The following is a 23026-nucleotide window of genomic DNA, read 5'->3' on the forward strand; positions in this document are numbered from 1 at the left end:
ATGGATTTGAGCATCATGTTCTTCGGCGCCGACGACGCCGACGGCGTGGGCCACGCGGCCAAGTACGACGACATCCTCGCCATCGCCCGCGAGGCCGACCGGCTGGGCTTCACCGCCGTGTGGACGCCCGAGCGCCACTTCCAGCAGGTCGGCCAGGTCTTCCCCAACCCGGCCGTGCTCGGCGCCGCCCTGGCCGTGGCCACCGAGCGCATCGCCATCCGCGCCGGCAGCCTGGTGCTGCCGCTCCACCACCCGCTGCGGGTGGTGGAGGACTGGGCGGTGGTCGACAACCTCTCCGGCGGCCGGATCGGCCTGTCGATCGCCACCGGCTGGCACTCGCGGGACTTCGTGCTGGCCCCCGACGCCTTCGCCGACCGGCGCGAGCGCGCCCTGGCCGGCATCGCGCTGCTGCGCCGCCTGTGGGCGGGCGAGGCCGTGGAGTTCGCCGACGGCACCGGCACGCCGGTGGCGGTACGGCCCCAGCCGCGCCCGCTGTCCCCCGAGCTGCCGCTGTGGACGACCACCTCCGGCAACCCCGAGACCTGGAAGGCGGCCGGGAACCTGCGCACCAACATCCTGGGCGCGACCATCGGCCAGACCCGCGAGGAGCTGGCCGGCAAGATCCGCCTCTACCGCGACGTCCACGAGAAAGGCACCGTCACGCTGATGGCCCACACCTACGTGGGAACCTCCGACGAGCAGGCCCGCGACCTGGTGGCCGGGCCGCTCAAGGCCTACCTGAAGTCCTACGTCGCCCAGACGGCGGCCAACCGCGCAGCCGGCGACGGGGCGCGCCCGCTGTCGCAGGCCGAGCTCGACACGCTGACCGAGTTCGCCTTCCGCCGCTACCTGACCTGGGGCAGCCTGCTCGGCTCGGCGGACACCTGCCGGGCCAGCCTGGCCGACCTGGCCGAGCTGGGCTGCGACGAGGTGGCCTGCTTCGTCGACTTCGGCCTGGGCCGCGAGGAGGTGCTGGCCGGGCTGCACCGCCTGGCGGAGCTGCGCGAGGAGGTCTCATGAGCACCGCCGACCGGTTCGCGGCGCTGCCCCGCGACCAGCGCGTCACGCTGCTGCGCCGCCTCGTGGAGGCGGGGCGGATCGGCGCGATCCCCGACGTGGTGCCGCCCCGTGACGGCGACGGCCCGGTACGGCTCAGCCCCGCCCAGGAGGACCTGTGGATCTACGAGTCGCTGTATCCGGACACCGCCGCGCTCAACCTGTGCTGCGCCTACCACTTCGACCGCCCGGTGGACCCGGCCGACCTGGAGACGGCGCTGACGATCGTGCAGGAACAGCACGACATCCTGCGCATGCGGATCACCGGCCCGGTCGGCGACCTGCGCGTGGACTTCCCCGGCCGCGGCCGGTTCGAGCTGGAGCGGGCCGAGCTGGGCGGGCGCCCGCTCGCCGAGGAGCTGGCCGCCTTCAGCCGCCGCACCTTCGACCTGGCGCGCGACCGGCTCATCCGCGGCCGGTTCATCAGGGTCGACGACACGCGCTCGACGCTGGTGCTCGCCCTGCACCACATCGTGACCGACTGGTTCTCCTTCGACATCCTGCACAAGGAGTTCGTCTGGGCCTACCAGGCCGTCCGCGAGGGCCGCCCGCCCCGACTGGGCCGCCCCCGCATCCAGTACGCCGACTTCGCCTCCTGGCAGCGCGAGCTGGAGGCCGCCGGGGTCTTCGACGCCCAGCTGGAGTTCTGGCGCGGCTACCTGGCCGGCCCGCCCCCGCCGCTGACCGTCGGCCCCGCCCTCCCGAGCGGCGGCTTCGGCATCGCCCAGATCCCCTTCCATGTCGACGCCGGGACCGAGGCCGCGGTGCGCGGGCTCGCCAGGGAGCGCGGCGCGACCGTCTACGGCGTGCTGATGACGGCGTTCGCCGTCCTGGCCCACCGGCTGTCGGGCCGCGACGACGTGGTCATCGGCACGCCGGTCGCCAACCGGTCGGCCAAGGGCCTGGAGCGTGTCATCGGCTACGTCATGAACGCGGTGCCGACCCGCTGGCGCATGGCTCCGGGCACGACGTTCGCCGATCTGCTGGGCCGCTTCACCGCCGACTTCCCGGCCATCCTCGACAACGCCGACGTCCCGGTGGGCAGGATCGTCGGCGCGGTCCACCCGGAGCGGACGGCCGGGCGCTCGCCGCTGTTCCAGTGGGTGTTCATGCACCTGCCCCGCCAGGAGAGCGTGCGGGTGCTGCAGGAGATCGCCGAACCCGAGCGCGTGCACACCGGCGGCGAGCACGACCTGACCGGCATCATGCGCGACACCGGCGACGGCATCGCGGGCACGCTGGAGATCCGCACCGACGTCTACGACCCGCAGGTGGTGCGGGCCTGGGCCGAGTCGTTCACCGTGCTGCTGGCCGAGCTGGTGGCCTGTCCCGACGCGCCGCTCGCCGACGCGGCCCTGCTGCCGCCCGCCGGGCGCGAGCGGCTGCTGGCGTGGGGCCGCGGCCCGGCCGTCGACCTGCCGCCCGCCTCCCTGGCCGATCTGGTGGTACGGCAGGCGGCCGCCCGGCCCGGCGCGGTGGCGGTGGAGTCCGGCGAGCCGGGAGGGGTCAGCCTCACCTACGCCGAGCTGCTGGAGCGCGTGGACCGCCTGGCGGGCGTGCTGCGCGGGCGCGGCGCGGGGCCGGAGCGGACCGTCGCCCTGGCCCTGGACCGCTCGGTGGCCATGGTCGTCGCGATGCTGGCCGTCCAGCGGGCGGGCGCGGCGTTCCTCCCGATCGACCCCGGCCATCCGCCCGAGCGGATCGCCGGCGTCCTCGCCGACGCCGGCCCCGTGCTCGTCCTCGCCGACCGGCCCCTGGACGTGCCGGCGCCCGTGCTGAGGCTCGACGCGGCAGGCACGGCGCACACAGCAGACGTAGCAGACACAGCGGGCGCGGCGGATACGGCGGGCGCGGCAGCTCCGGTCACGGGCGGCGGCCCGCTCCCGGAGGCGGCAGACCCGCGGCGGGCCGCGCACGTCTACACCACCTCCGGCTCCACCGGCCGCCCCAAGGGCGTCGTGGTCTCCCACCTGGGCATCGCGAGCCTCGCCCACACCTTCGTGACGCGCTTCGGCCTGGATGAGGCCGCCCGCGTCCTCCAGATCGGCGCGCCGGCGTTCGACATCACGGTCGGCGAGCTGGCCATGGCCTTCGGCGCGGGCGCCACCCTCCTCGTGGCCCCGCCCGGCCCGGTGATCGGCGAGGACCTGGCCCGGCTCCTGCGGGAGCGGCGCGTCACCTTCGCGCTCATCCCGCCGACCGTGCTGGCCACCGTGCCGCCCGGCGACTACCCCGACCTGCGCGCGATCGCCGCCGGCGCCGAGGTCTGCCCGCCGGAGCTGGTGCGGGCCTGGGCGCGGCCAGGCCGGAGGTTCTTCAACGCCTACGGCCCGACCGAGACCACGGTCGCGGCCACGGTCAGCGACCCGCTCACCGGCGGGCGGCCGCCCATCGGCCGTCCCCTCGCCAACGCCCGCGCCTACGTGCTGGACGCCCGCCTGCGGCCGGTGCCGGTCGGCGTGCCCGGCGAGCTGTACGTGGCGGGCGACCTGCTGGCGCGCGGCTACCTGGGCCGGCCGGGCCTGACCGCCGAGCGGTTCGTCGCCTGCCCGTTCGAGCCCGGCGCGCGCATGTACCGCACCGGCGACCTGGTCCGCTGGTGCCCCGACGGGCAGCTGGACTTCCTGGGCCGGGCCGACGCGCAGGTCAAGCTCAACGGGCTGCGCGTCGAGCCCGCCGAGATCGAGGCCGTGCTGGAGGCCCACGAGTCGGTGGCCAGGTCCGTCGTCGTCCTGCGCGAGCGGCGGCTGGTCGCCTACGTCGTGCCCGCGTCCGGGACGGTCGACCACGACGCGCTGCTGGCCCACGCCTCGGCGCGGCTGCCCGCCCCGATGCTGCCCGCCGCGTTCGTCACCCTCGACCGGCTCCCCGTGTCGGCCAACGGCAAGCTCGACAGGGCCGCCCTCCCCGAGCCGGTCGCGGCACCCTCGCGCGCCGCCACGACCGAGCGCGAGGCCCGGCTGTGCCGCCTGATCGCCGACCTGCTGGAGCTGCCGGAGGTCGGGGCCGGCGACAGCCTGTTCGCCCTCGGCGGCGACAGCATCACCGCCATCCAGCTGGCCGCCCGGGCGCGCGAGGAGGGCATCGTCTTCACCCCGCGCGAGGTCTTCCTGGCCCGCACCCCGGCGGGCCTGGCCGCGCTGGCCAGGAGCGCCACGCCGGTGGCGGCCGACTCGCCGGTGGGACGGCTGCCGCTGACGCCCGTCATGCGCTGGTGGCGGGAGCTGGGCGGCCCGGTGGAGACCTTCACCCAGTCGGTGCTGGTGCCCGTGCCGGCCGGCGCGACGCGGGAGCGGATCGCCGCCGCGCTGCGGGCCCTGGTGGACCGGCACGGCGCGCTGCGGATGCGGCTCGACGGCGAGGAGCTGGAGGTGCCGCCGCCCGGACAGGCCCAGGTGGAGCTGGAGCGCGGGACGGGAGACCCCCGGCAGGTCGCCCACGGCACGCGGCTGTTCCCGCACGAGGGGCGCATGCTGCGCGCCGTGTGGTTCGAGGACTCCGCCAGGCTGCTGCTGACCGCGCACCACCTGGCCGTCGACACGGTCTCCTGGCGCGTGCTGGTGCCCGAGCTGGCGGCGCTGCTCAGGGGCGAGGAGCCGGCCGCGCCGTACGGGACGTCGCTGGTGCGGTGGGCGCGGACGCTGGCGCGGGAGGCGGTCAGGCCCGAGCGGGTGGCGGCGGAGCTGCCGTTCTGGGAGGGCGTGGCCGCCGGAGAGGAGGCCCGCCTGGCGCCCGGCCGGGCACGCGGCTCCCGGCGCAGCACGGTCAGCCAGCCGGTCGAGATCGGGCCGCTGCTGACGGCCGTGCCCGAGGCGTTCCGGTGCGGCCCCGACGACGTGCTGCTCACCGCGCTGACCGCGGCCGCCGCCCGGTGGCGCGGCCACGGCTCGGCGCTGCTGGTGGAGCTGGAGGGCCACGGCCGCGACTGGCCCGGCGACGACCTGGACGTCTCGACCACGGTGGGCTGGTTCACCCTCCAGTACCCGGTGCGGCTGGACGCCGGGTCCTTCTGGCGGGACCCCGGCGGCGCGCTCAAGCAGGTCAAGGAGCAGCTGCGGGCCGTGCCGGGCGGCGGGCTGGGGTACGGCCTGCTGCGCCACCTCAACCCCGCCACCGCGCCCCGGCTGGCCGCCCTGCCCCGGCCCGACCTGCGCTTCAACTACCTGGGCCGGCTGGCCGCGAGCGAGATCGAGCTCATCGGCATGGCCGAGGAGGCCGCGCCCATGGCCTACGCGGTCGAGCTCGACGTCCTGGCCGACGGGCCGCGCCTGCGCGCCACCTGGTCCTACTCGGCCGAGGCGCTGCGGGAACGGGAGGTGCGGGAGCTGGCGGGCCTGTGGGCCGAGGCGCTGGCCGCCCTGGCGCGGCTGGAGGACGCGGGCGGCTCGACCGCCTCCGACTTCCCGCTGGTGGATCTCAGCCAGGAGCAGATCGACGCGCTGGAGGCGGAGTGGTGAGGCGCGGGCTGGCCGACATCCTGCCGCTGTCGCCCGCCCAGGAGGGCCTGCTCTACCACGCCCTGCGCGACGAGCGGGACGTGTACGTGGTCCAGGCCCGCTTCGCCGTCGACGAGCCCGTGGACCGCGACCGGCTGCGGGCCGCGCTCGACGCCCTGCCGGCCCGCCACCCCAACCTGCGCGCCTGCTTCCGCCACAAGGGCCTGGACCGGCCGGTCCAGCTCATCCCGCACCAGGTGAGCGTGCCGTGGACGGAGCAGCCCGCGCGCCGCTTCGACGTGACGCGCCCGCCGCTGCTGAGCGCCTCGCTCCAGGGAGCGGACCTGGTGCTGTCGGTGCACCACATCCTGGTGGACGGCTGGTCCATGCCGATCCTCGCCCGGGAGCTCGGCGCGCTGTACGCGGGCGAGCCGCTGCCGCCCGCGCCCGCCTTCCGCGACTATCTGGCCTGGCTGCGCGACCAGGACGGCGCGGAGGCGGCCGCGGCCTGGCGAGCGGCCCTGGCCGGGCTGGACGGCCCCACCCGCGTGGCCGTCGCGCCGCGGGGGCTCACCGAACCGGACACGGTGGAGCTGGAGCTGCCCGCCGGCCTCGGCGAGGCGTTGCGCGAGCGCGCCCGCGAGGCCGGGGTGACGCTCAACGTGCTGGTCCAGGCGGCGTGGGGGCTGGTGCTGTCGCGGATGACCGGCCGGGACGAGGTGGTCTTCGGCGCGGTGGTCTCCGGCCGGCCGCACGAGGTGCCCGGCGTGGAGGCGATGGTGGGGCTGTTCCTCAACACCCTGCCCGTGCGGGTCTCCACGAAGGGGGGCGGCCTGCTGGCTCGGCTGCACGAGCAGCAGGGGCGGCTGGCGGCCTACCAGCACGTGCGGCTGGCGGACGTGCAGCGCGCGGCGGGCGTGCGGGAGCTGTTCGACACGGTCGTGGCGTTCGAGAACTACCCGCGCGCCGGGCTGGAGGCGGGGCCGGTGCGGCTGGTGGAGGTGCGGGACGCGACCCACTATCCGCTGACCGTGACCGTGGTGGCCGAGGAGCGGCTGTGGGCGCGGCTGGGGTACCGGCCGGACTGCTTCACCGGGCCGCAGGCGCGGGCCGTGGCCGCGCGGCTGACGCGGGCGCTGGAGCAGCTGGCCGAGGGCGTGCCCGAGGAGCGCGTCGACGTGCTGCCCGCCGAGGAGCGCCGCCGGGTGCTGGTGGAGTGGAACCCGCCCGTGCGCGAGCGTGCGGCCGGGACCGTGCCAGCGCGGTTCGCGGCCCAGGTGGCGCGGTCGCCCGGCGCGGTGGCCGTGGAGGACGGCGGGCGCAGGCTCACCTACGCCGAGCTGGACGCCCTGTCCGACGCGGTGGCGGCCCGCCTGGCGGCCGAGGGGGTGGGGCCGGAGACGCCGGTGGCGCTGGTGCTGCCGCGCTCGGCCGACCTGGTGGTGGCGCAGCTGGGGGTGCTCAAGGCGGGCGGCTGCTACGTGCCCGTGGATCCGGCGCAGCCGGTCGCGCGGACGAGGTGGCTGCTGGAGAACTGCGGGGCCCGGGCGGTGCTCGCCGACGCCGGCGGCGCCCCCGGCGAGAGGCCGCAGGTCCAGATCTATCCGGATTCGGCGGCGTATGTGATGTACACGTCGGGGTCCACCGGGACGCCCAAGGGCGTGACGGTGACCCATGCCAACATCGCCGACCTGGCCGCCGACCGGCGCCTGCGCGGGCACGCCAGGGTGCTGCTGCACAGCCCGCACACCTTCGACGCGGCGACCTACGAGATCTGGGTCCCGCTGCTCAACGGCGGCACCGTGGTCGTCGCGCCGCCGGGACCGCTGGAGCCGGGCAGCCTGGCGCGCGTGCTGAAGGAGGGCGGGGTCACCGCGCTGTGGCTGACCGCCGAGCTGTTCCGCGCCGTGGCCGAGCTCGCGCCCGACGCGCTCGCCGGGCTGGAGGAGGTGTGGGCCGGGGGTGACGTGCTCTCGCCCGAGGCGGTACGGCGGGTGCGCGCGCTGGGGGTCACCGTGGTCAACGGGTACGGCCCGACCGAGACCACGACGTTCGCCACGTGCCACCGGATGGCCGGCGGCGACGCCGTACCGGACGGGCCGATTCCCATCGGGCGGCCGCTGGACGGCATGCGCGCCTACGTGCTGGACGCGCGGCTGCGGCCCGTCCCCGTGGACGCGGTCGGCGAGCTGTACCTGGCCGGCGGCGGGGTGGCCCGCGGCTATCTCGGCCGGCCCGCGATGACCGCCGAGCGGTTCGTGGCCTGTCCCTTCGAGCCGGGGGCGCGCATGTACCGCACCGGCGACCTGGTCCGGTGGCGGGACGGCGGCGTCCTGGACTTCGCCGGCCGGGCCGACGACCAGGTGAAGATCCGCGGCTACCGGGTCGAGCCGGGCGAGGTGGAGGCCGTCCTGGAGGCCTGCGCGGACGTCGGGCGGGCCGCGGTCGCCGTGCGGGGCGGGCGGCTCGTCGCCTACGTGGTGCCCGCGCCGGGCGGGCGGCTGGAGCGCGTGCGCCGCCACGCGGCCGACCGCCTGCCCGCGCACCTGCTGCCGTCTCACTACGTCGAGCTCGGCGAGCTGCCGCTCTCCCCGCACGGCAAGCTGGACAGGGCCGCGCTCCCCGAGCCCGCCCCCGCGGACGAGCCCGCCGGGGCGATCCCGCGCACCCCGCAGGAGCAGGCGATCTGCGAGCTGTTCGCCGAGGTGCTGGGCCGCCCCGCGGGTCCCGGCACCGACTTCTTCGCGGCGGGCGGCGACTCACTGCTGGCCATGCGGCTGGCCGCGGCGGTGGAGGCCCGGCTGGGCGAGCCGCTGTCCATCGCGGCGGTCTTCGAGGCGCCCACGCCGGAGGGCCTGGCGGCCCGGCTCGGGCGGGCGGGCCAGGACTTCGGCCTGGCGCCCGTGCTCACCCTGCGCGCCGGGGCCGGGCGGACGCCGCTGTTCTGCGTCCACCCCGGCCGGGGCATCGGCTGGTCCTACGTCGCGCTGCTGCCGCGGCTGCATCCCGGCCGCCCGGTCCACGCCCTGCAGTCCCCCGCGCTCAGCCGGGACTACACGCCGCCCGCCACGATGGGCGAGCTGGCCGAGGAGTACCTGGCCCGCGTGCGCGCCATCCAGCCGGAGGGCCCCTACCTGCTGCTGGGCTGGTCCTTCGGCGGGCTGCTGGCCTACGAGATGGCCGCCCGGCTGCGGCGGTCCGGCCAGCAGGTGGGCCTGGTCGCCTCGGTGGACGCCGTGCCGTGGCCGCCCGAGGTGGCCGCGGGCCCGCCGCCGGACCCCCATGAGGTCGAGCAGGAGGCGCTGACGATCCTGGCCCGCACCCGCACCCACCATCCCCTCGCCCCGCCCGGACCGCTGGACCGCGCCACGGTCTTCCGGTCGGTCCGCGAGGAGGAGGGCCCGCTGCGGGGGCAGGACGACGAGCGCCTGGCCACCGTGCTCGGCATGATCGCCAACAACATCCGGCTGGCCGTGACCTACCGGCCGCCGCCCTTCGACGGGACCGTGCTGCTGGTGTCGGCCACCGCCCAGCCGGGCGGGCCGCCCACGGCCGTCAAGCGCGACAGGTGGCTGCGCACCGCCGCCCACGTGGCGGTCCGCGAGGTGGCGTGCGGCCACAGCGACCTGATGAAGCCCGGGCCCGCCGCCCGGATCGCCGCCGAGATCGAGGAGCACCTGAGCCATGCCGCCGACCGAGCCGCCCGCTGAATACCTCTTCCCGGTCTCGCCCGCGCAGGCCAGGCTGCTGGTGCTGGACCGCATGCACCCGGGGTCGGCGCAGTACAACGTGCCGGTCGGCTTCGCCGTCCACGGGCCGCTCGACCTCGCCGCCTTCCGCCGCGCGCTGGACGAGGTGGTCGCCAGGCACGAGTCGCTGCGCACGGTCTTCCGCCCGCACGAGGGCGAGTACCTGCAGGTGGTCGCGGCCTCCTCGGCCGCCTGCGTGGAGGTCGCCGCTCCCGTCCCGGCCGCCGAGGCGGCCGCGCTCATGGCCGAGGAGGCGGCCCGGCCGTTCGACGTGGAGAAGGGGCCGCTGCTGCGCTGCACCGTCTACCCCGTCGACGAGGGCGGCCACAGGATCCTGCTGGTGGCGCACCACCTGGTGTGCGACGGCTGGTCGCTGCAGGTGCTGCTGCGGGAGCTGGGGGCGGCCTACCGGGGCGAGCCCCTGGCGCCCCTGCCGATCCAGTACGCCGACTACGCGGCCTGGCAGCGGGAGCGGCCGACCGGCGAGGCGGTGCGGTACTGGGTGGAGACCCTGCGCGGCGCGCCCTCCACGCTGGCGCTGCCGACCAGCGGGCCCCGGCCGGCCGTGCAGTCCACGGCGGGAGCCGCGGAGCGGTTCCCGATCCCCGCCGCCACCCGGGAACGGCTGGCCCGCGTCGCCCGGCAGTCGCGGGCGACGCCGTTCATGGCGATGCTGGCGGCCTTCGCCGTGTTCCTCGGCCGCGTGTGCGGGCAGCGCGACCTCGTGCTCGGCGTGCCGGTGTCGGGCCGCGACCACCCGGACGCGCAGGGCCTGATCGGGCTGCTGACGAACACGCTCGCCGTCCGCGTGGACCTGTCGGGGGAGCCGACCTTCCGCACGCTCCTGGAGCGGGTGCGCGACCGCCTGCTGGAGTCCCACCCCTACCACGACGCGCCCTTCGAGGCGGTCGTGGAGGCCGTGGCCCCGGGCCGCGAGCTCAGCCACGACCCGCTGGTGCAGGTGATGGTCGGCTACGACGACGACACCGTGCTCGATCTGGACCTGGCCGGGGCGCGCGTGGAGCGGGTGGAGGTGCCGCTGGCCGCCGCGAAGTTCGACCTGCTGCTCTACGTGGAGCGCTGGGGCGAGGAGCTGGTCGCCCAGCTCATCCACCGCACCGACCTGCTGGCCCCCGCCACCGTGCGGCACTGGGCGCGGGCGTTCCGCACGCTGCTGGACGGCCTGCTGGACGCGCCGGACGTCCCGGCCGAGCACGTGGACCTGCTCCCGGCGCGGGACCGGGAGCTCATCGTGCGCACCTGGAACAGCGGCGGGTTCGGGACAGGCGGCGGGTACGGCGAGCTGGTGCCCGACCTGGTCGCCCGGCGGGCGGCCGAGCGGCCGGACGCCGTGGCGGTCGTCTTCGGCGAGACGGTCCTGACCTACCGGGAGTTGATGGAGCGGGCCGACGGGCTGGCCGAGCGGCTGCGCCGAGCCGGCGTGGGCCCGGAGACGCCCGTGGGGCTGCTGCTGCCCCGCTCGGCCGACATGGCGGTCTGCGCGCTGGCGGTGCTGCGGGCGGGCGGCGCCTACGTGCCGCTCGACCCCGGCCATCCCGTCGCGCGGCTCGCCTCCATGGTGAGGGACGCCGAGGTCCCGCTCCTGCTCGCCAACGCCGGCAGCCGGGAGGTGGCCGCCCGGCTCGGCGTCCCCGTCGCGCTCGCCGACGCCGCTTCGGCCGGAACGCGGGAGGTGCCGCGCATCGGCGATCCCGTCGAGTCCCGCCCCGGCCCGGCCAACCTCGCCTACATCCTCTACACCTCCGGCTCCACCGGCGCCCCCAAGGGCGTGGCGGTCGAGCACCGGGCCCTGCTCAACCTCGCCACCGCCGTACGCCGCCAGTTCCCCGTCACCGCCAAGGATCGGGTGCTGCAGTTCGTGTCCTTCGGCTTCGACGTGGCCGTCTCCGACCTGTTCTTCTCCTGGGTGGCCGGGGCCGAGCTGCACATCGCCGCCGAGTGCGAACGGCTGGGCGAGGAGCTGCTGGCCAAGTTCCGCGACTCGCGCATCACGTATGCGTTCCTGCCGCCCTCGGCCGCGATGTCGATGCCGGTCGGGGAGCTGCCGGAGCTGCGGACGCTCGCGATCGGCGGCGAGCCGTGCCCGGCGGAGCTGGTGGAGCGGTGGTGGCGGCCCGGCCGCAGGATCGTGGACGCCTACGGGCCCAGCGAGGCGACGGTGTACTCCACGATCGCCCTGCTGGAGCCGGGCAGGCCCGTGGTGATCGGCAGGCCGGTGGCGGGCGCCCGCGCGTACGTGCTCGACGAACGGCTGCGGCCGGTGCCGGTGGGCGTGGCCGGCGAGATCTACATGGCCGGGGCCGGGCTGGCGCGCGGCTACGCCGGCCAGCCGGGGCTGACCGCCGAGCGGTTCGTCGCCGACCCGTACGGCCCGCCCGGGTCGCGCATGTACCGGACCGGCGACCTGGGCAGCTACGACGCCGACGGCGTCATCTCCTACCTCGGGCGGATCGACACCCAGGTCAAGATCAGGGGCTTCCGCGTGGAGCTCGGCGAGATCGAGACCGTGCTGGCGGCGCACCCGGCGGTGGCGGTCGCGGCGGCCAAAGTGGCGGGCGCCGGGGACGACCGGCGGCTGCTCGCCTACGCGGTGCCCGCCCGGGGGGAGCGTGCCGAACCGCGCGAGCTGCGGGCGTGGCTGGCGGACAGGCTGCCCGGGTACATGGTGCCCGACGTCGTCGTCCCGCTGGAGGAGCTGCCCGTCAACCGGTCGGGCAAGGTCGACCGGGCCAGGCTGCCGGAGCCGGGCGTGGGGCGGCCCGACCTGGCCGAGCCGTACCGCGCCCCGGACAGCCCGGCCCAGCGGCGGCTGGCCGAGGTGTGGGGCGAGGTGCTGGGCCTGGAGCGGGTCGGCGTGGACGACAACTTCTTCGACCTGGGCGGCACGTCGATCCGGCTGCTCGCGGTGCTGGCCCGGCTGCGGGAGCTGGGGTACGCGGACGTCGGCCTGGTGGACCTGTTCCGCCACCCCACCGTCGCGGCGCTGGCCGACCGGCTGGAGGGGAAGGCGGCGGAGCCGGACCACGGCGAGTCGCGGCGGCGGGGCGAGCTGCGGCGCGACCGGCTGGCGGCCCGCCGTCACCGGTCCTCACACTGACCCGCCGAACGGACGGATCGGGCCGGGTGGACAGATCGAAAGGACAAGCACATGACCGATGACTCCGCCGTGGCCGTCGTGGGGATGAGCGGCCGCTTCCCCGGCGCCCGCGACCTCGCCGAGTTCTGGCGCAACCTGCGCGACGGGGTCTGCTCGATCGCCGACTTCACCGAGGAGGAGCTGCTGGAGGCGGGGGTGCCCGCCGAGCAGCTGCGCGATCCGCGGTACGTCAGGTCCAAGGGGCACCTGGACGACGCCGACCGCTTCGAGGTGGAGCTGTTCGGCTTCACCCGGGCGGAGGCCACGGCCCTGGACCCGCAGCACCGGCTGCTGCTGGAGACGGCGTGGAGCGCGCTGGAGGACGCCGGCCACGACCCGCGGCGGGTCCCGGACCGGACGGGCGTGTACGTCGGCGGCGGCTTCTCCGAGCACATGATCGCCGCCCACGCCGATCCGGGGCTGTCGGCGCAGTTCGGCGGGCTGCACCTGCGCACGCTCACCGACCGGGAGTTCCTGGCCGGGTGGCTGGCCTACCGGCTGGGGCTCAACGGGCCCGCCCTCACCGTCCAGACCAGCTGCTCAACCTCGCTGTCCGCGGTGCACCTGGCCGTGCAGGGGCTGCTGGTCGGCGAGTGCGACACCGCGCTGGCCGGAGGGGTGTGCGTGGACTCGGTGCGCAAGAGGGGGTACCTGTACCAGCCCGGCGGCATCCTGTCCCCCGACGGCCGCTGCCGTCCCTTCGACGAGCGGTCCTCCGGGACGGCGCCCGGCAACGGGGTGGGGCTGGTGGTCCTGCGGCGGCTGGAGGACGCCCTCGCCGACGGGGACCCGGTCTGGGCGGTGATCAGGGGCACGGCGCTGACCAACGACGGGTCGGCCAAGGTCGGGTTCACCGCGCCCAGCGTCGACCGGCAGGCCGCGGCCATCGTGGAGGCGTGGGCGGCGGCCGGGCTCGACCCCGCGCGTGCCCAGTTCCTGGAGGCGCACGGCACGGCCACGGAGCTGGGCGACCGCATCGAGCTGGCCGCGGCGGCGAGCGCGTTCCGCGGTGCGTCGCGGTGCGTCATCGGGTCGGTCAAGTCCAACGTCGGGCACCTGGACGCCGCCGCGGGGGTGGCGGGGCTCATCAAGGTGGTGCTGATGCTGGCGCACCGGACCATGGCCCCCACGGCGAACGTGACCCGGCCGCATCCGGACCTGGGCCTGGACACCACGCCGTTCCGCCTGCTGACGAGCGCGGCGCCGTGGGAGGCCGACGGGCCGCGCCTGGCGGGGGTGACGTCGGTGGGCATCGGCGGCACGAACGTCCACGTCGTGGTGGAGGAGGCGCCGCCGGTGGAGGCGGTCCCGCGCGGGCCCGCGCCGGCCGTCGTGCTGCCGATCTCGGCCCGCACGCGGGAGCAGGTGGCCACGGCGGCCCGCCGGCTCGCCGCCGTGCTCCGCTCGCCGGACGCGCCCGACGTGCGGGACGTCGCGCACACGCTGGCCACCGGGCGGGCCCGGCTGGAGGAGCGGGCCTACGTGGTGGCCGACGACCCGCTGGAGGCGGCGGCCGCTCTGGAGGCGCTGGCCCGGTCAGCCGGTACGGCGGGCGGTACGGCAGGCGAGGCGGCAACCGGGACAGCGGGCCGGACGGCGGCCGGGATGGCGGGCGCCGGATCCGGGGACGCCCCGCGAGCGGGCGACGTGGCCCGTGCGGCGCTGCGGGAGCTCGGTGAGGCGTGGGTGCACGGCGAGGACGTGGACTGGCCGGACCTCGGCGGGCGGCGCGTGCGCCTGCCGACCTACCCGTTCGCGGGCGAGCCGTTCGGCGCCTTCTCGCTCGCCGCCCCCGCCCAGGCCGTCCCGCCCCAGGCGCCGGCCGGCCACCTCCTGGAGGCCGTCACCTCCCTGCTGTCGGCCACGCTCGGGCTCACCACGGCGGAGGAGCTGGACAAGTCCTACCTCGCCGTGGGCGGCGACTCGCTGACCGCGGTGTTCCTGGTCGGGCGGCTGCGCGAGGAGTTCGACCTGGACGTGCCGGTCACGCTGTTCCTGGAGGAGCTGCCGCTGCGGGAGCTGGCGCGGCGCGTCGCCGTACCGGAGGAGGACGCCGACAGCGACGCGGCCCTGCTGGAATCCCTGCTGGAGGAGATCGAGGAGCGGCCTTCTCCCCCCGCCTCGTGAGCGGGTAGCGTGAGGACGCATGGGGAACGGTGCGCGGCATGGGCTGGGAGTGGTCGCCGGGCTCGTGCTGGCCCCCGTGACGTACGCCGGGCTGTGTTTCGGCGTCGCCCGCGTGGCTCGAGGCCTGGCCGAGGGGTACCTGCCGTGGATCGGCCTGAGCGCCCTCGTCGCGACGGGCGTGGCGCTGGGGCTCATGGCCGGATCCAGGCTGTCGCCCCTGGCCTCGCTCCTGCCGGGCCTGGCGTTCCTCGGGGCCGGCGCGTTGCCCCACGTCTCGGTCGTCACCGGCACGCCGTACCCCGGAGTGGAGAGGTTCCTGGCGGGGGACCTGCGGGCCGGGCACGACACGCTGGCCGGGTCCGGCGCCCTGCTCGTCATCGGGATCCTGCTCCTGGCGGCCTCCCTGCCGCCCTCACGCTGGCGGGGCAGGGCCAAGGCGGCCTACGGCGGGCCGCCGCCGCACTCCGGGCAGGGCGGCGGAGACTGGCAGCGCGGTGACTGGCAGGCCGGCGAGTGGCAGGGCGGCGGGCAGCAGCCGCACCAGCCCTACCAGCCCGAGCCCGAGGACACGACGCGGCCCATGCGGCGGGAATGACCAGGTGGCGCTGCCCCCGGTGCGACCGCGAGTTCACCAGGGCTCGCGTGGCTCACACGTGCGTGCCCGGCTGCACGCTCGACGAGCTGTTCGCCAGGCACCCGCCGGCCTACCGCGAGATCTACGACAGGCTGGTCGAGGGGCTCGGGCCGGTGCACGAGGACGCGGTGACCGTGGGGGTTTTCCTGAAGTCCGCGCGGAAGTTCGCCGAGATCCGCCCCAAGGCGCGCAGCCTGGAGGTCGCGATCAGCCTGGCCCGGCCGGTCACGCACCCGCTGCTCGCCAGGAGCCTGGCGGGCAGCGGGGGCATGGTCTGGCACGTCTTCAAGCTCACCGACCCCGGGCAGGTCGACGAGCGCCTGCGCGAGTGGCTGGCGGAGTCGTGCGACGCCTAGCCGCCCTGGGCGGCGGTGTAGACGTTCTGCGCGTCGTTGCCGAAGTAGGGGCCGAACATGTAGGTCGGCAGGAAGTTGTACTTGAAGCTGTTGACCGAGTTCTGGATGCCCGTGCCGGTGGACTCGTTGAAGCTCAGGAACCACGGCCCGCCGCTGGAGCCGCCGGTCATGTTGCAGCGCAGGCCGATGCCGGTGCTGAGCAGGAAGTCGTTGATCGTCCGGCCGCTGCAGTAGATGAGCCGGGTCCCGTCGTACGGCGCGGCGGCCGGGTGGCCGAAGGCGTACATGAGCTGGCCGCGCGCCTGGTTGAAGGCGATGCCCTGGCCGCCCACGACGTCGGTGAGTAACCGGCCGCCCAGCGGGGCGACGACGGCGGCTGCCACGTCGTAGCTGATGTCCTCGCTGGCGTGCCACTGCGGGGTGGTGAGCAGGCGGGTGGCCGCCCAGGTGCCGTAGGGCGCGTTGCCGTTGTCGTAGCCGGGGACGAAGACCCAGTTGGTGTGGTAGGCGCCGCCCAGCTTGACGCAGTGCCCGGCCGTCATGACCACGCTCTTGTTGGCGCTGGTGACCGCGTTGCCGGAGCAGGAGGCGGTGCGGCCCTGGTAGGTGAAGAACACCCGGCCCTCGGTCCTGGCCACCGCGCCGCCACCGGTCCACGGCTCGCCGGGGCTGTCGGCCCGGGTGGGTTCGACGACCGTGGGCGTGCCGGTCTCGGGGACGACACGCCGGGGCTTGGCCGTCTTGACGATCTCGAGCGGCTGCGCCTGCCGCATGCGTTCCGGCGTCCAGAAGGCGCGGACGTTCTCCTGGGCCGAGGGGCTGGTGGCCGCGTCCCGGATCGGCACCGAGGTCTGGCTGGGGACGGGGTCCTGGCTCGGGACGGGGTCCGCCCAGGCGGGCGCGGTGGTGCCGGCGACCAGGAGCGGGACGGCCAGGACAGACAGCAGGGAAGCGCGCATGTCCACCTCCGGGAGGGTTCGGTGAACGCGGACGATAAACCTTCCGGCCCCTGCCGCCTATATCCGAAACAACAAATATTCCGGACATCTCACTCATAAAAGTGAAATTTCATGACAGAGCGGTAAATGTAACTCGGCGGTGTCTATTCACGGCGGCCGGAAAGGCGTACGGAAACAGTCGACATCACTGTGTGTAATCGGAAAGAATTCCTCCGTGATCGTCTCTGTGATCGTCGCCGCCGGCCTCCTCGCCGCCCCGCTCACTCCGGCCGTCCCGGACGCCCGGGCTTCGGCGGCTCCCGCCCCGCGGTACCGCGAGTACGTCGCCCTGGGCGACTCCTGGAGCGCCGCCGTCACCCTCACCCACATCTCCACCGGCCACGCGCCCGCCGGATGCCTGCAGGCCACCTACAACTATCCCCGCCAGGTCGCCAAGGCCCTGGGCGTGAGTGTGTTCCGCGACGCCACCTGCGGCGGCGCCACGACCGCCCACCTGACCGCGCCGCAGCGCGTCACCCGGTTGCCCAAGATCCTCGACGGCGTCAACCCGCCGCAGTTCTCCCGCCTGACGCCGACGACCGACCTGGTGACGCTGGGCATGGGCGGCAACGACGCCGGGCTGGCCGCGGCGGCCATGAGCTGCGTGAACCTGCTGCCCACCATCACCGTCGCGCCGGGCGTGGTGCCGCCCCGGCCGCTGGGCGCGCCGTGCAAGGCCAAGTGGGTGACCGCCGCGGGCGACCGCATGTCGCGCAACATCCTGGAGACCGCCCCGAAGGTGGCCGCCGCGATCGACGGCATCAGGCGGCGCTCGCCCCACGCCACGATCCTGCTGGTGGACTACCTCGCCGCGCTGCCTCCGGTGGGCGGCTGCTACCCCTACGTCCAGGTCACCGACCTCGACATGGACTGGCTGGGCGACAAGCTGGAGGAGCTCAACGCCATGCTCGCCGGCGTGGCCAAGGCCAAGGGCGTCAGGCTCGTCGACACCTACCGCACCAGCTTCGGCCACGACGTGTGCCGCCCGCGCGGGGTCCGGTGGGTGGAGGGGCTGGTGCCGGTGACCACCGACCCGATCGGCCTGATCGTCCCCTTCCACCCCAACCGGCTTGGCGCCGACCACCAGGCCAGGAGCGTGCTGCGGGTCCTGAACGAGCAGAGTCAGCTCTAAGACAGGGCCAGCTTGAGCGCCACCGCCATGCCGCATCCGGCGATGGCGTAGCGCAGCACGTCGCCGCGCAGGCGCCGGGCGATCGCCGGGCCGAGCCAGCCGCCCGCGAGAAAGCCCAGCGCCAGCGGCGGCACCGCCGTCCAGTCGACCGGGCCGAAAACCGCGAACAGGGCGGCCGCCACCAGGTTGGCGCAGACCGACAGCGCGTTCTTCAGCGCGTTGATCCTCGCGGGCGCCGCCTCGACCATCGCGGCCAGGACCGCGAAGACCAGCACGCCCCCGGCCGCGCCGAAGTAGCCGACGTACACGGCCACGGCGAACAGGCCCGCCTTCATGATCGGGCCGTGCTCGTACCGGGGGCGCGGCGGCCGGAGGATCACCAGCGACGCGCCGAAGATCAGCCAGGGGGCGATCCGCTCGAAGGCGGCAGCCGGGGTGAGCAGCAGCAGGACGGCGCCGGCCGCGCCGCCGAGGGCGGTCAGCCAGCTCAGCCGCAGCAGCCGCCGCCCCTGGCCGGCCAGCTCGGGGCGGGAGCCGATGACCGCGCCCACGCCGCTGAAGACGAGCGAGACCGTGTTGGTGACGTTCGCGGTGACCGGCGGGAGCCCGAAGGCCAGCAGCGCCGGGTAGGACACGATCGAGGCCAGGCTCACCACCGATCCGACCAGCCCGGCGAGGATTCCGGCTGCCAGCAGCCCCAGCGCTTCCACCACACGGGCAGACTACTGAGCGGGCCGCGGCGCGCCCGAACCCGGGACCCTCCGGCGGCCGATCCCCCGCCGGGGGAGGGGGTCCTAGCGCCGCCGCCTCGCCGCCAGCAGCGCGGCGACGGCCGCGGCCGCCCCTCCCCCGGCCAGCAGGGCGGCACGGCGCTGCCGGGCGACGCGCCGCTCCACCTCGGCGTAGGGCGTGGTGCTGAAGGACACCAGCTCGTACTGCGAGACGTACCAGCCCGGCAGCAGCCGTTCGAGGGCGTGCTCGATCCGCTTGCGCGCCAGGAACGCCCGGGAGCCGACCTTGTCCCGCATCTCGACGAAGTTCTCCAGCGCCAGCCGGGCGATGACGTCGGTGTCGGCCTTGCGCCGCTCGAAGAGCCGGAAGGCGGCGGCGAAGTCGTCGCCCGTGGCCTCCAGGCACCTGTCGAGCTCCACGCAGTCCTCGAAACCGCAGTTGGCGCCCTGGCCGTAGAAGGGGACGATCGCGTGGGCCGCGTCGCCGATCACCGCCAGCGTCATCCGCTCCCCCGCCCTGTGCCAGGGCGAGCACCGCATGGTGACCAGGTGGCCGACCGGGTTGCGGGCGTAGTCGTCCTCCAGGTACGGCATGAGCGCCACGGCGTCGGGATAGTCGCGGCGGACGTGGTCGACGGCGTCGGGGGCGGCCAGCGCCGCGTGCGGCCAGAAAAGCGTGCACGTGAACGAGCGGTCCGGGTTCGGCAGGGCGATCATCATTTCGGCGCCGCGCGGCCAGATGTGCAGCGCCGCCGGATTCATTGCGAAATTTCCATCTTTAGCCGGAATCGTCAGCTCTTTGTAGCCGTAATTCAGGTATTCCTGACTGAAGTCGACGCCGGGCAGGGACTGCAACCGCGCCCGGACCGCGCTGTAGGCCCCGTCCGCCCCGATGACGATCTGCGCCTTCTCCACCGCCCCGGTGGAGAAGGTGAGCAGCCCGGCGTTCTCGTCGACGGCCGTGAGCCGGTGCTCGAAGTGCACGCTCACGCCCGGCAGCCTGGTCGCGGCGTCCAGCAGCACGGCGTTGAGCGCCCCGCGGCTGATGGAGTTGATCGCGTGCCGGCCGTCGGCGCTGTAGGGCTGGAAGGTCAGCGTCCCGTCCAGGGCGTGCATCATCCGACCCGGCATCGGCAGCGCGGCCTCCAGCACCTCCTGGTCCAGCCCCACGCGCCGCAGGGCGTCGATGCCGCGCTCGGAGAGGGCCAGGTTGATCGACCTGCCGCGCTCGGGGCCCCGCTCGCGCGGATCGGGCCTGCGCTCGTACAGCGTGACCCGGTGACCCCTGCGGGCCAGGAAGCAGGCGAGCAGGCAGCCCACCAGGCCCGCTCCGACGATGGTGACCTCCATCCTTCCTTGGTACGGCCCGCCGCCCCAGAAGTCCATCACCCCAGGGCATCGGCGGCCGCGCCGCCGGTCGTGGCGCGGTCCGCGGCGGTCTACGATCGCCTGGTGCACCCTTGGCCCACGACCGTCGAAGAGGCGGAGGAGCTCCAGCGCCGCCTGCGCCCGCTGGTGCGGCTGGACGGGCCCGACTCCTTCGCCACGGTGGCCGGGCTGGACGTCCACTACCGCGGCGACGACGAGCTGTCCGCCGCGGTGGTGGTGCTCGACTCCCGGTCGCTGAAGGTCGTCGACCAGGCGCTGGTCCACGGCGAGGCGGCTTTCCCGTACGTGCCGGGCCTGTTCGCCTTCCGCGAGGTCCCGGCGCTGCTGGAGGCGCTGGAGCGGCTGTCGCGCCCGCCGGAGCTGCTGGTCTGCGACGGGCACGGGCTGGCCCACCCGCGGCGGTTCGGCCTGGCCTGCCACCTGGGGGTCGTCACGGGTCTGCCGGCCATCGGGGTCGGCAAGACGGCGTTCGTGGGCGAGTACGAGGACCCCGCCCCCGCTCGGGGGTCGTGGACGCCCATCCGCCTGGAGGGCGAGGTGGTCGGCCGGGTGCTGCGCACCCAGTGGTCGGTGCGCCCGGTGTTCGTCTCGCCGGGGCACCGCGTCAGCCTGGACGTGGCCTGCGACCAGGTGCTGCGGCTGGCGCCGAACTACCGGCTGCCCGAGCCGATCCGGCTGGCCGACCACCTGGCCCGGTACGGCCCGGCCTGACCGGGCGTGACCGGGCTCAGCGTGGGCCGGTCCAGCTCCACAGGGCGAGCCACAGGTTGAGCCCGAAGATCGCCATGCCGAGCGGGACGTGCAGCGCGACGGCGCCCGACCCGCCCGTCATGGACTGCGCGAAGCCCAGCAGCAGGATCGCCGCGCTGACCAGCGCCGGCCAGGCGGGCCCGCGCCCGGGCCGCCACAGCAGCAGCGCGGCGACCAGCTGCGCGAGCCCGACGAGGTGCACCGCGCCGGCCCCGATCCCGTGCATGCCGGCCGACCCGTCGCCGAGCAGCTGCCCGGCGGTGACGGCCTGCACGAGGACGGCGACGGCGCCGAGCGTGGCCACGTAGGAGAAGGCGCTGTGCAGGCCGCGTCCCTTGGCGGCCTGTGTCTGGATGCTCATGCCCGCCATGGTCGTCATCGCGCCGGAGTGGGACATCGGCCCCTAGTCGTCGATCGGGCTACACCCGAGGATGTACTCCAGCGCCGCGGCGACGCCGTCCTCGTCGTTGGAGGCGGTGCGGCACCGGGCGGCGGCCAGCACGAGCGGGTGGGCGTTGGCCATCGCGTAGCCGCGCCCGGCGAAGGCGAGGACCGCCAGGTCGTTGGGCATGTCGCCGAAGGCCACGACCTCCTGCGGGTCCACGCCGCGCTCGCGGCACAGGGCGGCCAGCGTGGCGGCCTTGGTGACGCCGGGGGCGCTGATCTCCAGCAGGCCGCCCGCTCCGGAGTGGGTGATCTCGGCCAGGCCGCCGGCCACCGCGGTCGCCGCCTCGATCATCTCGTCCGCGTGGTGCCGGGCCGACCAGACCAGCAGCTTGGCGATGGGGCCGTCGTGGGCCCACAGGTCCGCCACCTGGCGCCGGTAGGGCTCGTCGCCGGGCACCTGCCGGCCGTACCCGGGCTCCGCGAGCACGCCGCGGCCGGTCTCGATGGCGAACGCCAGCCCCGGCAGCGCCTCCCGCAGGACCTCGGCCACCTGGCGGGCGACGGCCAGGGCCAGGCCCGCGCACTCGACGATCTCGCGGGTGGCCAGGTCGTAGACGATGGCGCCGTTGCTGCACACGGCCGTGCCCGTGACGCCCGCCCGCTCGGCGACGGCGTCGACGCCGCGGGGCGCGCGGGCGGTGACGAAGACGATCTCGGCGCCCGCGTCGCGGGCCAGCCGCAGCGCCCGCCGGGTCCTGGCCGTGACGGTACCGGAGGAGGTCAGGAGCGTGCCGTCCAGGTCGGTGGCGACGATGCGCGGAAGAGTCACCCGATGATCATAAGATTCCGGGTATGTCCATCAATGTGCCATCGCAGCCGACATCGTCGGAATCGTCGTCGGAATCGTCGCCGGAATCGTCGTCGGAACCGGAGGTGACGGCCGGGTCCACGCTGCGCTTCCTGACCGAGATCTGCGCGTGGGTGGCGACGCTGTGGGCGCTGTGGCCGCATTCGGTCGCGCTGGCGCTGCTGTCGGTGGTCGTCCTGATCGGCCTGCCGGCGGTCTTCGCCACGCCGGGCGACAAGCGGCACGTCATCGTGGCCGTGCCGGGCGGGGTGACCGTCGGGCTGACGATCCTGCAGATCGCCGCCGCCGTCGTCGCGGCGTGGATCGCGTGGATCCCGCTGGCCGCCGCGGCCGTCACGCTGGTCGCGGCCGTGACCGTGTCCTACGAGCTGCCGCGCTGGCGGCGGCTGCTGTCACAGCCGCATCCGTGAGAGCAGGGCGTGGCCGGGCCAGGCGGGATAGCCTGGCGTGATGCACGAGTCATTCGGGACGAGGCTGCGTGCCGCCCTCGACAAGCGCGGCCCGCTGTGCGTGGGCATCGACCCCCATCCGGCTCTGCTCGACGCCTGGGGACTGGAGGACTCCCCGGCCGGGCTGGAACGCTTCAGCCGTACCGTGGCCGAGGCCGCGGGCGACGTCGCGGCGGCGGTCAAGCCGCAGTCGGCCTTCTTCGAGCGGTGGGGCAGCCGCGGCGTCGCGGTCCTGGAGCGCGTGCTCGGCGACCTGCGCGAGGCCGGGACGCTGGTCGTGCTCGACGTCAAGCGCGGCGACATCGGCAGCACCATGGCCGCCTACGCCGAGGCGTACCTCGACCACGGCAGCCCGCTGGCCGCCGACGCCATCACCGTCAGCCCCTACCTCGGCTTCGGCTCGCTGGCGGGCGCGATCGCCTCCGCGCGGGCCAACGACGCCGGGCTGTTCGTGCTGGCCCGCACCTCCAACCCGGAGGCCGCCGAGCTGCAGGAGGCGGTCGCGGGCCGGATCCTGGAGGCGGTCGCCGAGGCCAACGCGGGCGAGGTCCCGTTCGGCCCGGTGGGAGTGGTGATCGGCGCGACGCTGCCGTCCGTGGAGCACGACCTGACCCGGCTGGGCGGCCCCATCCTCGCGCCCGGGCTGGGCGCGCAGGAGGCCACTCCCGCCGACCTCGCCCGCCTGTTCGGTCCGGTACGGCACGCGGTCCTGCCCTCGGTGTCGCGGGCGGTCTGCGGCGACCCGGGCAGGATCCGCGAGCTCGTCACGCGCTACCGCGACGAGTGCGCCGACGCGCTGCGGTGAGG

The 23026-nt window shown here is 75.3% G+C and carries 16 protein-coding genes; 11 read left to right on the top strand and 5 right to left on the bottom strand.

Annotation, left to right across the window (positions count from 1 at the left end; translation table 11 throughout):
* The 7 genes from BSB02_RS07860 to BSB02_RS07890 are packed head-to-tail and all read left to right on the top strand — an operon-like array spanning window position 1 to window position 15515.
* Entirely contained in the window at window positions 1-1020 is a 1020-nt protein-coding gene (locus BSB02_RS07860) for a MupA/Atu3671 family FMN-dependent luciferase-like monooxygenase (RefSeq protein ID WP_084958023.1), read from the top strand.
* A complete protein-coding gene (locus tag BSB02_RS07865; RefSeq protein WP_084958024.1) occupies window positions 1017-5513 on the top strand; it encodes a non-ribosomal peptide synthetase in 4497 nt (1498 codons plus the stop codon). The genes BSB02_RS07860 and BSB02_RS07865 overlap by 4 nt, the downstream gene beginning before the upstream one ends.
* Entirely contained in the window at window positions 5510-9202 is a 3693-nt protein-coding gene (locus BSB02_RS07870) for a non-ribosomal peptide synthetase (protein ID WP_240506262.1), read from the top strand. Before BSB02_RS07865 ends, BSB02_RS07870 begins: the two co-directional genes overlap by 4 nt.
* Entirely contained in the window at window positions 9177-12359 is a 3183-nt protein-coding gene (locus tag BSB02_RS07875) for a non-ribosomal peptide synthetase (RefSeq protein ID WP_084958025.1), read from the top strand. Before BSB02_RS07870 ends, BSB02_RS07875 begins: the two co-directional genes overlap by 26 nt.
* A gap of 51 nt (window positions 12360-12410) precedes the next feature.
* A complete protein-coding gene (locus BSB02_RS07880) occupies window positions 12411-14525 on the top strand; it encodes a beta-ketoacyl synthase N-terminal-like domain-containing protein (protein WP_084958026.1) in 2115 nt (704 codons plus the stop codon).
* 19 nt (window positions 14526-14544) lie between these two features.
* A complete protein-coding gene (locus tag BSB02_RS07885) occupies window positions 14545-15120 on the top strand; it encodes a hypothetical protein (protein ID WP_143590366.1) in 576 nt (191 codons plus the stop codon).
* A gap of 47 nt (window positions 15121-15167) precedes the next feature.
* Entirely contained in the window at window positions 15168-15515 is a 348-nt protein-coding gene (locus tag BSB02_RS07890) for a DUF5655 domain-containing protein (protein ID WP_206184563.1), read from the top strand.
* Here BSB02_RS07890 and BSB02_RS07895 read toward each other — a convergent pair.
* The gene (locus BSB02_RS07895) at window positions 15512-16474 is read right to left on the bottom strand and encodes a trypsin-like serine peptidase (RefSeq protein WP_084958029.1); all 963 of its coding nucleotides are present in this window, start codon (window positions 16472-16474) and stop codon (window positions 15512-15514) included. The genes BSB02_RS07890 and BSB02_RS07895 overlap by 4 nt on opposite strands.
* Window positions 16475-16688: 214 nt before the next feature.
* Here BSB02_RS07895 and BSB02_RS07900 point away from each other — a divergent pair, with 214 nt between their 5' ends.
* Window positions 16689-17645 (top strand): SGNH/GDSL hydrolase family protein, encoded by a 957-nt coding sequence (locus BSB02_RS07900; RefSeq protein WP_158088583.1) that lies wholly within the window; start codon window positions 16689-16691, stop codon window positions 17643-17645.
* Here the strand turns inward: BSB02_RS07900 and BSB02_RS07905 are convergent.
* Window positions 17642-18358, bottom strand: coding sequence for a sulfite exporter TauE/SafE family protein (locus BSB02_RS07905; protein ID WP_143590368.1), 717 nt, complete (start codon window positions 18356-18358; stop codon window positions 17642-17644). The genes BSB02_RS07900 and BSB02_RS07905 overlap by 4 nt on opposite strands.
* A gap of 81 nt (window positions 18359-18439) precedes the next feature.
* Window positions 18440-19726, bottom strand: a complete 1287-nt coding sequence (locus BSB02_RS07910) for an FAD-dependent oxidoreductase (RefSeq protein WP_206184564.1) — start codon at window positions 19724-19726, stop codon at window positions 18440-18442.
* A gap of 102 nt (window positions 19727-19828) precedes the next feature.
* Between BSB02_RS07910 and nfi the strand changes: the two genes are divergently transcribed.
* Window positions 19829-20476 carry a deoxyribonuclease V gene (nfi, locus tag BSB02_RS07915; RefSeq protein ID WP_084958032.1) on the top strand — a complete coding sequence of 216 codons (648 nt, stop codon included), beginning with the start codon at window positions 19829-19831 and terminating at the stop codon, window positions 20474-20476.
* Between the two features lie 16 nt (window positions 20477-20492).
* Here nfi and BSB02_RS07920 read toward each other — a convergent pair whose 3' ends face one another.
* Both BSB02_RS07920 and BSB02_RS07925 read right to left on the bottom strand, forming a co-directional pair.
* Window positions 20493-20876: a hypothetical protein gene (locus BSB02_RS07920; protein WP_143590370.1), complete on the bottom strand. Its 384-nt coding sequence runs from the start codon at window positions 20874-20876 to the stop codon at window positions 20493-20495.
* Between the two features lie 42 nt (window positions 20877-20918).
* Window positions 20919-21731, bottom strand: coding sequence for an HAD-IIB family hydrolase (locus BSB02_RS07925; protein WP_206184565.1), 813 nt, complete (start codon window positions 21729-21731; stop codon window positions 20919-20921).
* A 104-nt stretch (window positions 21732-21835) separates the two neighbouring features.
* Here BSB02_RS07925 and BSB02_RS07930 point away from each other — a divergent pair, with 104 nt between their 5' ends.
* Window positions 21836-22180 (top strand): hypothetical protein, encoded by a 345-nt coding sequence (locus tag BSB02_RS07930; protein WP_084958034.1) that lies wholly within the window; start codon window positions 21836-21838, stop codon window positions 22178-22180.
* Between the two features lie 40 nt (window positions 22181-22220).
* The gene (pyrF, locus tag BSB02_RS07935; RefSeq protein WP_084958035.1) at window positions 22221-23024 is read left to right on the top strand and encodes an orotidine-5'-phosphate decarboxylase; all 804 of its coding nucleotides are present in this window, start codon (window positions 22221-22223) and stop codon (window positions 23022-23024) included.
* The last annotated feature ends 2 nt before the right edge of the window (window positions 23025-23026 follow it).

Origin of the sequence: Thermoactinospora rubra (genome assembly GCF_002093975.1) — a bacterium.
In the GTDB taxonomy this organism is placed as follows: domain Bacteria; phylum Actinomycetota; class Actinomycetes; order Streptosporangiales; family Streptosporangiaceae; genus Nonomuraea; species Nonomuraea rubra_A.

Coding starts and splice junctions, on each gene's coding strand:
- BSB02_RS07865 (WP_084958024.1), top strand. CDS start 1,017: ATGAGCACCGCCGACCGGTTCGCGGCGCTGCCCCGCGACCAGCGCGTC.
- BSB02_RS07875 (WP_084958025.1), top strand. CDS start 9,177: ATGCCGCCGACCGAGCCGCCCGCTGAATACCTCTTCCCGGTCTCGCCC.
- BSB02_RS07910 (WP_206184564.1), bottom strand. CDS start 19,726: ATGGAGGTCACCATCGTCGGAGCGGGCCTGGTGGGCTGCCTGCTCGCC.
- BSB02_RS07885 (WP_143590366.1), top strand. CDS start 14,545: ATGGGGAACGGTGCGCGGCATGGGCTGGGAGTGGTCGCCGGGCTCGTG.
- BSB02_RS07860 (WP_084958023.1), top strand. CDS start 1: ATGGATTTGAGCATCATGTTCTTCGGCGCCGACGACGCCGACGGCGTG.
- BSB02_RS07895 (WP_084958029.1), bottom strand. CDS start 16,474: ATGCGCGCTTCCCTGCTGTCTGTCCTGGCCGTCCCGCTCCTGGTCGCC.
- pyrF (WP_084958035.1), top strand. CDS start 22,221: ATGCACGAGTCATTCGGGACGAGGCTGCGTGCCGCCCTCGACAAGCGC.
- BSB02_RS07920 (WP_143590370.1), bottom strand. CDS start 20,876: ATGAGCATCCAGACACAGGCCGCCAAGGGACGCGGCCTGCACAGCGCC.
- BSB02_RS07880 (WP_084958026.1), top strand. CDS start 12,411: ATGACCGATGACTCCGCCGTGGCCGTCGTGGGGATGAGCGGCCGCTTC.